We start from the raw sequence: 12,923 nt of genomic DNA, 5'->3' as shown, positions 1-12,923 counted from the left end.
AAAGCATACACCATATAAGGTACTGTTAATAGTATATTATCAACAAAGATAATAATCAATATTACAAAAGATAATCGTATTGACTGAATAAACTAATTAAAGTAATATAATTATAGCATTTACAGGTGGAATAGGGGGTTGAAAACTTGAAGTTTACAAAGATGCAAGGAACAGGTAATGACTTTATTGTTATAGAAGATTTTGATTTAAAATTATTAAATGAGCAGGATAAATTTGCACAAAAATTATGTGATAGAAGATTTGGAATAGGAGCAGATGGTATTTTATTTGTAAGAAAAAGTGAAGTTGCTGATATCAAAATGGAGATTATAAATGCTGATGGCTCTTATGCGGCAATGTGCGGAAATGGTATAAGATGCTTTGCAAAGTATGTTTTAGATGAAAAGCTGGTAAGTGATAATAATATAAAAATTGAAACTGGAGATGGGATAAAGATAGCTGATGTAAATCTAGATAAAAATGGAGCAGCTAATGTAACTATAGATATGGGTAACTATTCTCTAAATCCAAAAGATATACCAGCAGAATCTGAAGACACAATAATTAATAAAAAAATAGTGGTTGGAAATAAGGAATATGAAATAATTTCTATGCTAATGGGAGTTCCTCATACAGTTATTATATCAAAATTAGATGAAGTGGACATTAACGAGGGTAAAGCAATAGAAAAGTATAATCTATTTCCAAAAGGAACCAATGTAAATTTCTGTGAAGTAATTGATAAGAATAATATAAAGGTAAAAACCTGGGAAAGAGGAGCAGGTCCAACCCTAGCCTGTGGTACAGGAAGTTGTGCTGCTGTAATAGCTTCAAATCTTATTGGACTTACAGAAAAAGATGTAAAAGTTCAAGTACCAGGTGGAGAAATGCAAATTAAAATTAGTGATAATGGAATATTTATGACTGGACCTGCGGTTACAGTATTTAAAGGACAAATCTAAGCAGCGAACCCAAATCTTAAAAAAAAAATCTTGTTATTTTTAACAAGATTTTTTTATTTTTTGATTATTTAAAATAAAATGTGTCTATAATTTCCATAAACTGTTTAATTATTGGTAAGTTGTAGGAGGTTTACATGGAATCTAGGCTTATAAACGCTTTAGTAGAAGAGGGATTAGTAGACAAATCTAGAGCTGAAACAGTGCTTTTTAATAATAAAAATATGGAAAGCTCTTTGGATAGTTTATTAATAAATAATGATTTTATAGGAAAAGAAAAGCTATATGAAATATTAGAAAGTAAATTTAAAATCCCAAGGGTTAGCTTAGATGAAGTAAAAATAGAAGAAGTAGTATTAAAATTTCTTAATAAAGAAACTGTAAATAACTATTGTATTATGCCTTTTAAGCTAGAAGGAAATAAACTTTATGTAGCTATGAATAATCCTTTAAATATAAACATTATAGATGATATTAGCTTTATGACTAATAAGGAAATTATCCCGTTTTTTGAGAAGAAAGATAGGATATTGTTTTTTATTGAATATTATTATCAAAAGAAAATCATAGAAGAATCAATTAGAGATATTAAGAAAAAAGGTTCTTTAGTTAAGTATAAAGAAAAAGTAAATTCTAATAATGGGCAAGATGAGCCTGTAATTAAACTAACAGATACCATAATTAATGAAGCGATTTTAAGAAAAGCCAGTGATGTCCATTTAGATCCACAGCAGGAAGGTGTATTAGTTAGATTTAGAATTGACGGAATATTAGTTAATAAAATGACAATTCCTAAGAATATATATCCTGCAGTATGTGCAAGAATCAAAGTCAAAGCTAACTTAGATATCTCAAAAAAGATGATACCGCAAGATGGTAAGCTGGAATATCAGTATGAAAAAATCTACCTAGATATTAGAGTAGCAACTATGCCAACTTTATTTGGAGAAAAAATTGTATTTAGATTTTTATATAGAAATGATAACTTATGTGATTTAGATAAGATTGTGATTTGTGAAGAGCAGAAAAGTAAGCTGAAGAATATATTAAAAAACAAAAGTGGGTTAATATTGGTTGCCGCTCCTACAGGAAGTGGTAAATCTACTACCTTATGTGCGTTAATTAATGAGATTAATTGTAATGATAAAAATATAGTTACCATTGAAGATCCAATAGAGTACATAATTCCTGGTATCAATCAAATAAATGTTAACTATAAAGCTGGATTGAGCTTTTCTACAGGCCTTAGAAGCCTTTTAAGACTTGATCCAGATGTAATAATGATAGGTGAAATACGAGACGAAGAAACTGCAAAAATAGCTATTAAAGCTGGTATTACAGGACATTTAGTATTATCTACATTGCATACTAATACAACTTATGAAGCAGCCGTAAGATTGATTGATATGGGAGTTCCTGATTATTTAGTTGCAGATTCTATTATTGCTGTAATATCTCAAAGATTATTAAGAAAATTATGCCCAAAGTGCAAAGAAGCTTATTATCCTTCTGAGAAAGAGAGGCATTATCTTAAAATTAAACCCACAGATAAAATTTATAGAAAAACTGGATGTAAGCATTGTGATCATATTGGATATGTAGGGAGAGTTGCAGCTTTTGAATTATTAACTATTGATGATAAGTATAAAAAAGTAATAAAAAATACTCAAAGTTATTTAAACAAAAGCAAAACTGAAATATATAATTCAATTGATACATTAGACAATAGTATAAAGGATTTAATAAGGAAGGGAATAACATCAATTGAAGAAATGACGAGGGTTTACTATGAAGAAATATAGTTATAAAGCAATTGATCTTAACGGAAATATTATAAAGGATAATTGCTTAGCTAATGATGAAAAACAGTTATTCAAAATAATACATGAAAATGGTTTGTTCTTAATCAAGTATAAAAATTCTGAAAAAAAATTAATCAAAAATACCAAAACAAAGGTCTCACATAAAGATATTGCTATGTTTTGCAAACAACTTTCAGAGATGCTTAACTGTGGTATTAATATTTTAGAAGCTCTGAGAATTATTAGAGAGGATAAAATAAATAAATATTTAAAAAATTGCCTTCTAGAATTAGAAGAAATGATCTATAAAGGGTACAGTATACATAAAAGCATGAGTTTGTTCCCAGAAATATTTCCAGCATTTATGCTTGAAATTATAGAAGTAGGAGAAAAAAGCGGACGATTAGAAAAAGTATTATCCAATTTAAGCAAATATTATTTAGCTAAATATAAGTTAAATAAGAGATTAAAGTCTGCAGCTATATACCCAATAATGATTTTCATAATCTCAATAGTATTTATTTTTATAATATTTACAAAGGTGCTGCCCAATTTAGCCTTGGCAATTAGTGATATGACTAATAAGCTGCCTAGTAACCTTGAAACACTTTTAAAATTAAATACCATATTCTCATCCTTTGAATTCAAATTTGGCTTACTAGCTTGTACATTACTTTTATATTTGCTAATAAAACAGAATAAATATAAAGGCTTTTTTCAGAGTTATAAATATAAAATACCAATAATCAAAAAAGTATTTTTAGAAATAAATCAAATGAAGTTTTCAAATGAATTTTACATTTTAATAGGTAGTGGTGTTTCAATAGTAAACTCACTGGAGATTATTGAAGAAAGCACAAAAGATAATTTTTTAAAGGAAAAGTATAAAAATATAATTTATTCAGTAAATCAAGGCGAAAGTTTATCCCAATCCTTAGAAAAAAGCAATTTATTTCATGGAATATTTCTTTCTATGGTTAGAATTGGGGAGGAGGCAGGTTCCTTAGAAGAAATGCTGAAAGTTGTTTTGGAGATAAATGAAATAAATATAAATGAGTTTATAAATAAAATATCAAAACAAATTGAGCCAGTAGTAATTATTGTAGTAGGTTTTATTGTCTCAGCAATTGTAATGAATATATTTATTCCTATAATAGACTCAATGTATTCATTAGATATATTTTAGGAAAATTGGAGGGAAATTATGACTTTGAATAAAAAAAGAAAAGGCTTTACTTTAATAGAATTAATACTAGTTATGTCAATTATTTTAGTAATTTCAAGTTTACTAATGCCAAAATTAAATGGATATAGTTCAAAGGCTCAGGTTTTAAAGGTTGTAGATACTGGAAGACAAATATATATGGCGGCAATGGAAAGTTACACAAGTGGAAATGAACAATTTGATAAGACTAAACTAACTACTTCAGTAAAAAGTTTACTAGGTATCGACTTAGTTGATGTGGCTAATAATGCTGGTGAAGTTACTATAAGCTATAAGGTCGATGAAAAAGGGTATTCAATAAACTTTAATACAACATCGAGTAATTCTTTCACTGTAAAAGATTCTGGAGGTACACAAATATATCCTAAATAATTAAAAGGCTAAAATAGGTTATATTATTAAATTTACTATGATTAAGTATAAAAGAAGTGGCTTTACGCTTATGGAGTGTATTATTTGTATTGGCATTCTATTATTCATTGCAAGCTTTTCAATAACTGGTATTCTTAAACTTAATAGTTCACTAACTAATAATGTAAGTGTTGATTATTATAATAATTATATTTTAAATATTTTTAGTAATTCTACGAAGTATTGTAAAGAAAAAAATAAAGGTGGATATCTACTTTTCGAAGACAATGGGACTATTAAATTTTTTTGCAATAATGTTAAAGTGGAAGCTTTTGAGATACCAAAAGGCTTTAAATTCCTAAACACTGAAACCTTTAATAAAATCATAGAAATTAATAATCTAGGTATACTAACAAAGGCCTGCACAATAAAATATGCTAATTTAGAAGGAGATATAAATTCTATAACAATAAGAGTAGGTACAGAATATGTCCAAATTAAAGAGAAATAAGGGCTACAGCCTCATTGAAGTAATATGTAGTCTTTCTATTTTGCTTATTTTAACTTCGTATTTAATTAGTTATCAATATAAATATTATAATTTAAAAAAACAGAATATTGATATGGTTAATAGGCTTTGCTTTGTAGAGGCTGTATGCAATAATTTTAAATTCCATTATAGCTATGAGGAGCTAATTAATTTTTTAAATTACAATAAAGCAGCAAGTGAGAAAATTTTTTATATTAATAAAACTAATTTGAATTTAGAGAAATTAAACACAAATGGGCTTATTGATATTCTTTCAGATAAGCAGGAAGCATATCCTTATTTAAAGCTTTCGTTCAATCTTACTGATGAAAATATTATAATTATTGATTTATTTTATGTATATATGAGAACTAATAAAGAAGAAAGTTTAAATTTTAGATTTACTAAAGGAGACTTTTAGCTTGAAAAAGGGATTTACGCTAATGGAGCTAATTATTTCATTGGCAATAGTATTTATGGTTATTTTAATAGAAATTAAAATTTTTTCTCAAGAAGTCTACACATTTAAAGAATTTATTAAATCAAATAGAAATGAAGTTTATTCTAGGGAGGCTTTAAGATTTATAGAAGGGGAGATAAATGATTTTAATAATAAAACTATTAAGGTTTATGATGATAAGATTTTATTTGAAAAGATTAATGGTGATAAAAATACCTTAAAGCTTTATAAAATGACTAATGGAAACAATAAAATTGTAATTTCCTATTATAAAGCACTTACTAGCAAGATTACAACAAACACTGTTGTAGATGATATAAAAGATTTAAATATTAGCTATAATGCTAATTTGGTGTATTTATCTATATTCACTTTAAATGGGGAGAAATATGAAAGATGTTTTGGCTCAAAAAAAATAGTAAAGGCTTTGTAACTATCTATACATTATTAATTTTAAGTATAATATTTTCATTAATATTTTTTACATTAAAGCTAGAAATAATGAAAAATAGATACAATAGTACTTGGATTAATGTATTGACTAAAGAAAGTAAAAAAGAAGAGGTTAGAGTTTATCTTTTAAGTAAACTAGTTAATTATTCCTATGATTATATAACAGCGGAGCTTATAGAAGATAGTATTCTTCAGGAAGCGTTAAAATCTGCCGGAAGAATATACTATAATGCTTCTTATTTGGAGTATAATGAAAAGGATAAAAAAATAATACTTACTTTGGTAAGTGAAGACAATTCTAGAATAATTGAAAAATATAGTTATATTATTAAAGAGAATAAAATTAAATTTGAAATGTAGATTTTAAAAAGAGATCAGGAGTAAAAAATGTTTATAAAAGACAAAGTAATTACAGTTGGTAGCAATATTATTAATATTTATACTGTTAACAGTAAGAACAAGATAGAAGAAGTGAAGAACGTAGACGATATCACAAGTTTAGATAAAGAGATAAATAAGGAAAATCTATATATTTTGTTAGAGAACGAAGAAATACATATAAAGAAGCTATTACTTCCTAATACAAGTAATAATAATATTAACTCAATAATTATGAATAAGCTAAATTACCTATATGGTAAAAATACACAAGATATCTACTATACTTATAGTAAATGGGAAAGTAATAATAAGGAAATAGAAATAATTCTATATTGTATAAATTGCCATAAAAATAGAATTAGAAATTTACAAAAGAATAAATTTCAGATTAAAAAAGTTAATTTAATTCAACTGTGGTATATTAAATACTACCAAAAGAGCATTGTAGAAAAAGACTACATTGTAATAATTAAACATAATAGCAGCATATATACTTTATACTTCTGTGATAAAAGGCTGTTAAGTAATCAAATTACCACAGAAGAAAATCTTTTATCTAGTCTTATCTTTATAATAAATAAAATGAAAGTCTATAATTGCATTTTTACTAAGGTCTATTCTATAAATTTAGATCAAAAGATTATAGAGAAATATTTAAAACTAGATTTTGAAAAAGATAAAATTAATATCAATGTAATAAATCTAGGAAGCATTACTGAAGAAGAAATAATCGGGTACTACATTGAAAATAGGAGAAAATAATTGTTATGGATGAATATAACTTTTTGTCTATTGAACAAAGGACAAATTTATATAAAAGAGCAAAAAATATAGATAGAAGTTTTTATTTAAGCTTATTATTAGTCTTATTGATATTTTTATTTAGGCTATATTCATTTAGGAATCAGATTAAGGAATTAAATCTAATTATTGAAAGCAGTAGAAATAAAGCTGTATTTAATAATTTAACAATGGACAAAAATAATATTAGCAGAAGCATTAATACATATATGAATATTACTAATATGCTTAAGGAAAATAAAGAATCCTATGATTTTGATAAGTTAATGGTTGAGAACAATGTAATAAAAATTGAAAATTATTTAATTGATAGTGCTAAAGCTGCTAATTTAATAAACTATTATGAAAAAAATTTTAAAGTCTTAAATTTACATATGGAAGATAGCAGTGACAATAAAGTGAATTTAATCATGGAATTAGAGGTTATAAAAAATGAAAAATAATCGGAATAATTATATTAAACTGACTTTAATAGTTTTATTTTTCACTTTATCTTTGATCCTAAATTATTTTGAAAAAAGTGAAATTATAAATAGGGAAGAGAAGATTGAGCAGGAATGTTATTCTGCAGTTACAATTGAAAGAGAGCCTAAAAGTTTTAGTGATATTTTAGAGTCAATTGTAGATAAAAAATATCTAAAAGTTAAAAAAATATCTAATAGTACTATGGATAATGATTTAATTAATGTAATTATAGAATTTCAAGGAGAACTATTACTGCTTAATAATTTTATGGAAAGTATTAAATTAAATAATGATATACATAGTGTAGATAAAATAGAATTAAAAAAGAATGAAGATAAAACATACACTGGAATTTTAGACATAAACTTTTACTCAGTAAAAAAATAAAATAATGTTAATCAATATATAAAATTTGTAAATAATAATAAATGTATTTGCAAATATTCGCAAGTTTTGATAAAATATCATTGGTCAATTAAATAGTCTGGTATTAATATGAATTTTAGGGTTATAATAATAATATAATTGAATAGTGGAGGGATACATAATGATTTCAGCTGGAGATATAAGAAAAGGAACTACTTTTGAGTTAGATGGACAAGTATTTACTGTAATTGAGTTCTTACATGTTAAACCTGGTAAAGGTGCAGCTTTCGTAAGAACTAAGCTTAGAAACGTAATTAATGGAGGGGTTACAGAAACTACTTTTAACCCAACTGCTAAGCTTCAAGAGGCAGTAATTGAAAGAAAAGAAATGCAATATTTATACAGTGATGGTGAGTTATACTACTTTATGGATCAAGAAACTTTTGAACAAATTCCATTAAGCTTTGAACAAGTAGAAGAAGCAATTAAATACTTAAAAGAAAACATGTTTGCTGTAATTAAGTTTTATAAAGGAAGTGCTTTTTCTGTTGAAGCACCTAACTTTGTTGAATTACTTATAGTAGAATGCGAGCCAGGTGTTAAAGGAAATACAGCTACTAATACTTTAAAACCTGCAAAATTAGAAACAGGTGCTGTAGTTGGAGTTCCTTTATTTGTAAATGAGGGAGAAACAATTAGAGTAGATACAAGAAATGGAGCATACATGGAAAGAGTCTAGTTAAAGACTATCCTAAAGGAAGTGTTATAATGAGTTCTCTAATGTCCCAAATAGAGTCGGTAAAAACAGCTATTGATAAAATTGGTCAATTTGCTAATTCCGAAGAGAAAGACATATTAATTAAGCTTACCGGTATTATAGAAGAAATGGCCAATAGAATAGAAAAAATGGAAAATATTCAAGGGGAAATAAATGAATACGTAACAATCTTAGATGAAAACTTAGGAAATATGGAAGATGAAATCTATGGATTTGAAGAAGAAGAAGAGGAATTTGATCCCTTTGATTATGTGGACATAAAGTGTAGTGAATGTGGTGAAATCTTAGCTGTAGAGAAAGAACTTATTAATAGTGAGAAAAGCATTATTTGCCCAAATTGTCATAATAATATTAGTATAAAAAATTAATATGATTAAAGTATGTAGGCTTTTGCCTACATATTTTTATAAAAGAATATTTTTTAATAAGATATTCTTTTTTTATTTTTTGATTTTAGTCATAAATAAACTATAGAGTAAATAAAAATTTATTAAGAAAGGAGGATAAGAAAAATGAACACTAAAGATATATTTGATATTTTACCTATTTCTATTACAGCAATTATAGAAAAGCTAAAAGATTTAAACAACCTTCAAGAAATTAGATTAAAAGTAAATAAGCCGCTTATTATTTATTCTGGGAATAAAGAAAATATTTTAGACTATATTATTACAAAAGAAAATCTAAATACAATTCTTCAGAGAATTAGCGGATATTCTATTTATGCTTTTGAAGAAGAAATTAAACAAGGATATTTGACAATAAAAGGTGGACATAGAGTTGGGATTTGCGGAACTTGTGTAATTGAAAATTATAAAGTTAAAACAATAAAAAGCATCGGTTCATTAAATATTAGAATTTCAAGAGAGGTAATTGGATGTTCAAATAAGGTGATGCAATATTTTTTTGATAAAGAAAAGCTAGTAAATACTATAATAATATCTCCTCCTAAATGCGGGAAAACAACTTTAATTAGAGATATTAGTAGAAATTTATCTGATGGCTTTAGATTATCAGATAAAAATTTTCGGGGAATGAAAGTATGTGTTATTGATGAAAGAAGTGAAATCGGAAGTTGTTATAATGGAATTCCCCAGATGAATATTGGTATTAGAACTGATATTTTAGACAATTGTATGAAAAGTGAAGGAATTATGATGGCTATTAGAAGTATGGCTCCAGATGTAATTATCTGTGATGAATTAGGAACCTTAAAGGATGTAGAAAGTGTCCTTATGGCAATGAACTCAGGAGTTAAATTAATCACTACAATACATGGATATGGTATTGAAGATTTGGAAAAAAGAGCTGTATTTAAAGAAATATTAGAAAATAAGGTGTTTGAAAGGGCAATTATATTGAACAGTAGAGAGGGAGCTGGAACCATAGAACAAGTTTATAACTTGAATAATAAAGAGAAACTTTGGAGGAGATAATTGTGTATTTAAAAATATTAGGATGTGCTTTGGTGCTAATTGGAAGCACCCTAATGGGGTTTATTTTAGGAGAAAATCTTAAAAAGAGATTTCAGCAGTTAAAGGAAATTGAACAAGCACTTTATCAATTAAAGAGTGAGATAATATACACTCATTCAACTTTACCTGAAATATTTGAAAATGTTTCTAGTAAAAGTAATAAGCCTATAAATAAATTATTTAAAGATATTTCTGAACTTTTATATGAAAACAAGGTAGAAAATGTTTTTCAAGCATTTACGAAAGCTCTAGATATGAATAAAAATATTTTAAATTTAAAGGAAGCGGACAATGAAATTCTTCTAGATTTATCAAAAAGCTTGGGACAATCAGATATTGAAGGACAAAACAATATAATATCATTAACAATCAACAAACTTGAAAATCAATTAGAAGGTGCAGAAGAAGTGATGAAAAACAACATTAAAATGTATAGATATATGGGATTTAGCTTTGGAGCTATAGTAGTCATAATGATTATTTAAACATAAGGAGGTAATCAGATGTTAGATGTAAGTTTGATTTTCAAAATAGCAGCAGTAAGTATTTTAATAATAATATTAGATAAAATTCTAGAATCAACTGGGAAAAAGGATTATGCAGTAATAACAAATTTAGCTGGAATAGTAATAGTGCTTATGATGGTTATAAATCTAATTAATAAGCTCTTTAGTACGGTGAAAACCATGTTCCAATTATAGGAGGGCAAAATGGAAATCGTAAAGGTTGTCTCATTTGCATTTATAACGCTATTTATTGTTCTTGCTTTTAAAGATCATAGGAATGATATAGCTATACATATAAGCATAGCAGCAGGAATAGCTATATTCATCTTTATGTTAGATAAAATTACGTCTATACTACAACTGCTCCAACAATTATCCTTAAAAGCCAACATTGATTTTGTTTATTTAAATATAGTTTTTAAAATATTGGGTATTGCATACTTAGCATCATTTTGTAGTGAAATATGTAAAGATGCAGGTCAAGGTAACCTAGCTTCTAAAGTAGAATTTGCAGGTAAAATACTTATTTTAGTATTGGCCATACCAATACTTATGGCGGTACTTCAAGCAATAGTTAAGATAATGTAGAGAACAAATAGGAGAAATATTATGAAAAAAGTAATATTGATTTTAATTTTATTATTTTTAATACCTATCAATGTACAAGCTACTTCATTGGATAAAGGACCTGCAGAAAATCAATCTGTTGAAGTAGAAGAACTCTATAATTACATAACAAATATGAAAACCAAATATGAAATCTTAAATGATGTAGATATAAAGACCTATGTAAAGGAATATGTAAAGAATGGTACTGGCGGATTCTCTGCTGAAAATATTGCAAAGGCAGTAATAAGTTTTGCTTTTAAGGAAGTAGTAGCCTCAGGAAAGATAATGTCTATGATAATAATCATCTGTATAATTTGTGCATTCTTAAGTAATCTGGAAAGTGCCTTCAGCAATGGAAATCTATCTAATATAGCCTACTATGCTTGTTATGCACTATTAATAGTGTTAATAGCAAAAACATTTTATATAGGAGTATCTACAGCTAAAGTAGCAATTAAAGATATGACTGATTTTATGGCTGCACTAATGCCTGTATTACTAATGCTTCTAGCAACTGTAGGGGGATTTACTCAAGCCGCTATTATGGATCCAATAATTATTGGAGTAACTAACATTAGTGCTAGAGTTTTTATGGACTTAATCATTCCGCTGGTTAGTATATCCTTCGTAATTCAATTTGTTAATAACATATCGCAAGAATATAAAGTAGACAAACTTGCAAAGTTATTGAATAAATCAATACTTTGGATTCAAGGAACAATAATGATAATTTTTATAGGGATTACAACTATACGAAGTATGACTAGTGCAACAATAGATGCTGTTGCAGAAAAAACTATGAAGTTTGCAATAGATAGCTTTGTTCCTTTTATTGGCAAAAGTCTTTCTGATGCTATCTCAACTGTAGCTGGATATTCCTTATTATTAAAAGGAGCTATTAGTAGCATTGGATTGATAATTCTTATAATCATAATAGTTTCTCCTTTAATTAAGCTATTAATAATGTCATTTATATATAAGCTAACTTCTGCATTAATTGAACCAATTAGTGATGCTAGACTAGTAAAATGCATAGCAGCTGCTGGAGACTCACTTGTTTTAATAATGACAAGTTTAATAAGCGTTTCAGTAATGTTTTTTATAATGATATCGATTATGGCATCAGCTGGTAAGAGTATTATAGGTCTATAAGGGGGAAGAATATGCTAGATGCACTTAAGAACTGGATACTAAATATTTCTACTGCAATCTTTTTTATTACAGCTGTCGAGCTGATATTACCTAACAATTCTACTAAAAAATACGCAAAATTTATTTTAGGCTTAATACTAATTACTGTTGTAATAAATCCGTTAATTAAATTTTATGACAAAAATTTCAATATGAATAGCTATGTAAATACCGCTGCAAAGTATTTTGAAGAGAAAAAGTTTAAAGAAGATTATGAGAAATATAAAAAGTCGAGTATTGAAAAGACAGCAGAAGTTTTTTCAAGTAATTTAGGAGAAATGATTTCATCAAAATTGGAAGAAAAATTTAAAAAATATAAATTCAAAGTTACCATAAATTCTGTTTACCAAGAGGAAGAGGGAAAATATGAAATATCAGGGATTAAAATTGGAGTAAATGAAGGAAACATAAGAAAGATTGAAAAGATAAACATAGGAGATAGCAAAGAAGTAAGTAGCAAGGAAACATTAAATAAAGAGCTAGAAAGTACTATAGTTGAGTTTATTAGCAAGGAATTAGATATTGATGAACAAAAAATAATGGTTTATAAAATGTAGCACAAAAAATAAGGG

The 12,923-nt window shown here is 26.6% G+C and carries 19 protein-coding genes; all 19 read left to right on the top strand.

Annotation, left to right across the window (positions count from 1 at the left end):
- Positions 1 to 146 precede the first annotated feature (146 nt).
- The 19 genes from dapF (at position 147) to spoIIIAF (ending at position 12,908) form a co-directional block, all read left to right on the top strand.
- On the top strand, positions 147 to 962 hold the full coding sequence (gene dapF / locus CLHOM_RS02700; RefSeq protein WP_052220145.1) for a diaminopimelate epimerase: 816 nt from the start codon (positions 147 to 149) through the stop codon (positions 960 to 962).
- A gap of 134 nt (positions 963 to 1,096) precedes the next feature.
- Entirely contained in the window at positions 1,097 to 2,761 is a 1,665-nt protein-coding gene (locus CLHOM_RS02695) for a GspE/PulE family protein (protein ID WP_074782782.1), read from the top strand.
- Entirely contained in the window at positions 2,748 to 3,947 is a 1,200-nt protein-coding gene (locus tag CLHOM_RS02690) for a type II secretion system F family protein (RefSeq protein WP_052220144.1), read from the top strand. Before CLHOM_RS02695 ends, CLHOM_RS02690 begins: the two co-directional genes overlap by 14 nt.
- Before the next feature lie 18 nt (positions 3,948 to 3,965).
- The gene (locus CLHOM_RS02685) at positions 3,966 to 4,358 is read left to right on the top strand and encodes a type II secretion system protein (protein ID WP_052220143.1); all 393 of its coding nucleotides are present in this window, start codon (positions 3,966 to 3,968) and stop codon (positions 4,356 to 4,358) included.
- Positions 4,359 to 4,395: 37 nt separating this feature from the next.
- Positions 4,396 to 4,848 (top strand): prepilin-type N-terminal cleavage/methylation domain-containing protein, encoded by a 453-nt coding sequence (locus tag CLHOM_RS02680; RefSeq protein WP_074782784.1) that lies wholly within the window; start codon positions 4,396 to 4,398, stop codon positions 4,846 to 4,848.
- Positions 4,826 to 5,287: a type II secretion system protein gene (locus CLHOM_RS02675; RefSeq protein WP_052220141.1), complete on the top strand. Its 462-nt coding sequence runs from the start codon at positions 4,826 to 4,828 to the stop codon at positions 5,285 to 5,287. The genes CLHOM_RS02680 and CLHOM_RS02675 overlap by 23 nt, the downstream gene beginning before the upstream one ends.
- Position 5,288: 1 nt before the next feature.
- Positions 5,289 to 5,759 (top strand): prepilin-type N-terminal cleavage/methylation domain-containing protein, encoded by a 471-nt coding sequence (locus tag CLHOM_RS02670; RefSeq protein ID WP_052220140.1) that lies wholly within the window; start codon positions 5,289 to 5,291, stop codon positions 5,757 to 5,759.
- Positions 5,723 to 6,139 (top strand): hypothetical protein, encoded by a 417-nt coding sequence (locus CLHOM_RS02665; RefSeq protein WP_052220139.1) that lies wholly within the window; start codon positions 5,723 to 5,725, stop codon positions 6,137 to 6,139. Before CLHOM_RS02670 ends, CLHOM_RS02665 begins: the two co-directional genes overlap by 37 nt.
- 27 nt (positions 6,140 to 6,166) lie before the next feature.
- On the top strand, positions 6,167 to 6,922 hold the full coding sequence (locus tag CLHOM_RS02660) for a hypothetical protein (protein ID WP_052220138.1): 756 nt from the start codon (positions 6,167 to 6,169) through the stop codon (positions 6,920 to 6,922).
- Positions 6,923 to 6,927: 5 nt separating this feature from the next.
- Positions 6,928 to 7,404: a hypothetical protein gene (locus CLHOM_RS02655; protein ID WP_052220137.1), complete on the top strand. Its 477-nt coding sequence runs from the start codon at positions 6,928 to 6,930 to the stop codon at positions 7,402 to 7,404.
- Positions 7,394 to 7,813: a hypothetical protein gene (locus CLHOM_RS02650; RefSeq protein WP_052220136.1), complete on the top strand. Its 420-nt coding sequence runs from the start codon at positions 7,394 to 7,396 to the stop codon at positions 7,811 to 7,813. The genes CLHOM_RS02655 and CLHOM_RS02650 overlap by 11 nt, the downstream gene beginning before the upstream one ends.
- Positions 7,814 to 7,973: 160 nt before the next feature.
- The gene (gene efp, locus CLHOM_RS02645; protein WP_052220135.1) at positions 7,974 to 8,531 is read left to right on the top strand and encodes an elongation factor P; all 558 of its coding nucleotides are present in this window, start codon (positions 7,974 to 7,976) and stop codon (positions 8,529 to 8,531) included.
- A 29-nt stretch (positions 8,532 to 8,560) separates the two neighbouring features.
- On the top strand, positions 8,561 to 8,938 hold the full coding sequence (locus tag CLHOM_RS02640) for a CD1247 N-terminal domain-containing protein (RefSeq protein ID WP_052220134.1): 378 nt from the start codon (positions 8,561 to 8,563) through the stop codon (positions 8,936 to 8,938).
- A 144-nt stretch (positions 8,939 to 9,082) separates the two neighbouring features.
- On the top strand, positions 9,083 to 10,006 hold the full coding sequence (gene spoIIIAA / locus CLHOM_RS02635) for a stage III sporulation protein AA (RefSeq protein ID WP_052220133.1): 924 nt from the start codon (positions 9,083 to 9,085) through the stop codon (positions 10,004 to 10,006).
- A gap of 2 nt (positions 10,007 to 10,008) precedes the next feature.
- On the top strand, positions 10,009 to 10,530 hold the full coding sequence (spoIIIAB, locus tag CLHOM_RS02630; protein WP_052220132.1) for a stage III sporulation protein SpoIIIAB: 522 nt from the start codon (positions 10,009 to 10,011) through the stop codon (positions 10,528 to 10,530).
- 18 nt (positions 10,531 to 10,548) lie between these two features.
- Positions 10,549 to 10,746 (top strand): stage III sporulation protein AC, encoded by a 198-nt coding sequence (spoIIIAC, locus tag CLHOM_RS02625; RefSeq protein WP_052220131.1) that lies wholly within the window; start codon positions 10,549 to 10,551, stop codon positions 10,744 to 10,746.
- Between the two features lie 9 nt (positions 10,747 to 10,755).
- Positions 10,756 to 11,139, top strand: coding sequence for a stage III sporulation protein AD (spoIIIAD, locus tag CLHOM_RS02620; protein WP_052220130.1), 384 nt, complete (start codon positions 10,756 to 10,758; stop codon positions 11,137 to 11,139).
- Between the two features lie 21 nt (positions 11,140 to 11,160).
- A complete protein-coding gene (spoIIIAE, locus tag CLHOM_RS02615) occupies positions 11,161 to 12,312 on the top strand; it encodes a stage III sporulation protein AE (protein WP_052220129.1) in 1,152 nt (383 codons plus the stop codon).
- Between the two features lie 11 nt (positions 12,313 to 12,323).
- The gene (gene spoIIIAF / locus CLHOM_RS02610) at positions 12,324 to 12,908 is read left to right on the top strand and encodes a stage III sporulation protein AF (RefSeq protein ID WP_052220128.1); all 585 of its coding nucleotides are present in this window, start codon (positions 12,324 to 12,326) and stop codon (positions 12,906 to 12,908) included.
- Positions 12,909 to 12,923 lie beyond the last annotated feature (15 nt).

The sequence above is a fragment of the Clostridium homopropionicum DSM 5847 genome (assembly GCF_001263795.1).
Classification (GTDB): Bacteria; Bacillota; Clostridia; order Clostridiales; family Clostridiaceae; genus Clostridium_H; species Clostridium_H homopropionicum.
The sequence above is the reverse complement of the archived record's forward strand: the minus strand, read 5'-3'. Positions and strand labels throughout refer to the sequence as shown.

Bases quoted from the DNA above. Each gene is read 5' to 3' on its own strand.
- CLHOM_RS02640 (WP_052220134.1), top strand. From the start codon at position 8,561: ATGAGTTCTCTAATGTCCCAAATAGAGTCGGTAAAAACAGCTATTGAT.
- CLHOM_RS02680 (WP_074782784.1), top strand. From the start codon at position 4,396: ATGATTAAGTATAAAAGAAGTGGCTTTACGCTTATGGAGTGTATTATT.
- CLHOM_RS02690 (WP_052220144.1), top strand. From the start codon at position 2,748: ATGAAGAAATATAGTTATAAAGCAATTGATCTTAACGGAAATATTATA.
- CLHOM_RS02655 (WP_052220137.1), top strand. From the start codon at position 6,928: ATGGATGAATATAACTTTTTGTCTATTGAACAAAGGACAAATTTATAT.
- CLHOM_RS02650 (WP_052220136.1), top strand. From the start codon at position 7,394: ATGAAAAATAATCGGAATAATTATATTAAACTGACTTTAATAGTTTTA.
- spoIIIAD (WP_052220130.1), top strand. From the start codon at position 10,756: ATGGAAATCGTAAAGGTTGTCTCATTTGCATTTATAACGCTATTTATT.
- spoIIIAF (WP_052220128.1), top strand. From the start codon at position 12,324: ATGCTAGATGCACTTAAGAACTGGATACTAAATATTTCTACTGCAATC.
- CLHOM_RS02665 (WP_052220139.1), top strand. From the start codon at position 5,723: ATGTTTTGGCTCAAAAAAAATAGTAAAGGCTTTGTAACTATCTATACA.
- spoIIIAC (WP_052220131.1), top strand. From the start codon at position 10,549: ATGTTAGATGTAAGTTTGATTTTCAAAATAGCAGCAGTAAGTATTTTA.
- spoIIIAE (WP_052220129.1), top strand. From the start codon at position 11,161: ATGAAAAAAGTAATATTGATTTTAATTTTATTATTTTTAATACCTATC.
- CLHOM_RS02660 (WP_052220138.1), top strand. From the start codon at position 6,167: ATGTTTATAAAAGACAAAGTAATTACAGTTGGTAGCAATATTATTAAT.
- CLHOM_RS02685 (WP_052220143.1), top strand. From the start codon at position 3,966: ATGACTTTGAATAAAAAAAGAAAAGGCTTTACTTTAATAGAATTAATA.
- efp (WP_052220135.1), top strand. From the start codon at position 7,974: ATGATTTCAGCTGGAGATATAAGAAAAGGAACTACTTTTGAGTTAGAT.
- spoIIIAA (WP_052220133.1), top strand. From the start codon at position 9,083: ATGAACACTAAAGATATATTTGATATTTTACCTATTTCTATTACAGCA.
- CLHOM_RS02675 (WP_052220141.1), top strand. From the start codon at position 4,826: ATGTCCAAATTAAAGAGAAATAAGGGCTACAGCCTCATTGAAGTAATA.
- CLHOM_RS02695 (WP_074782782.1), top strand. From the start codon at position 1,097: ATGGAATCTAGGCTTATAAACGCTTTAGTAGAAGAGGGATTAGTAGAC.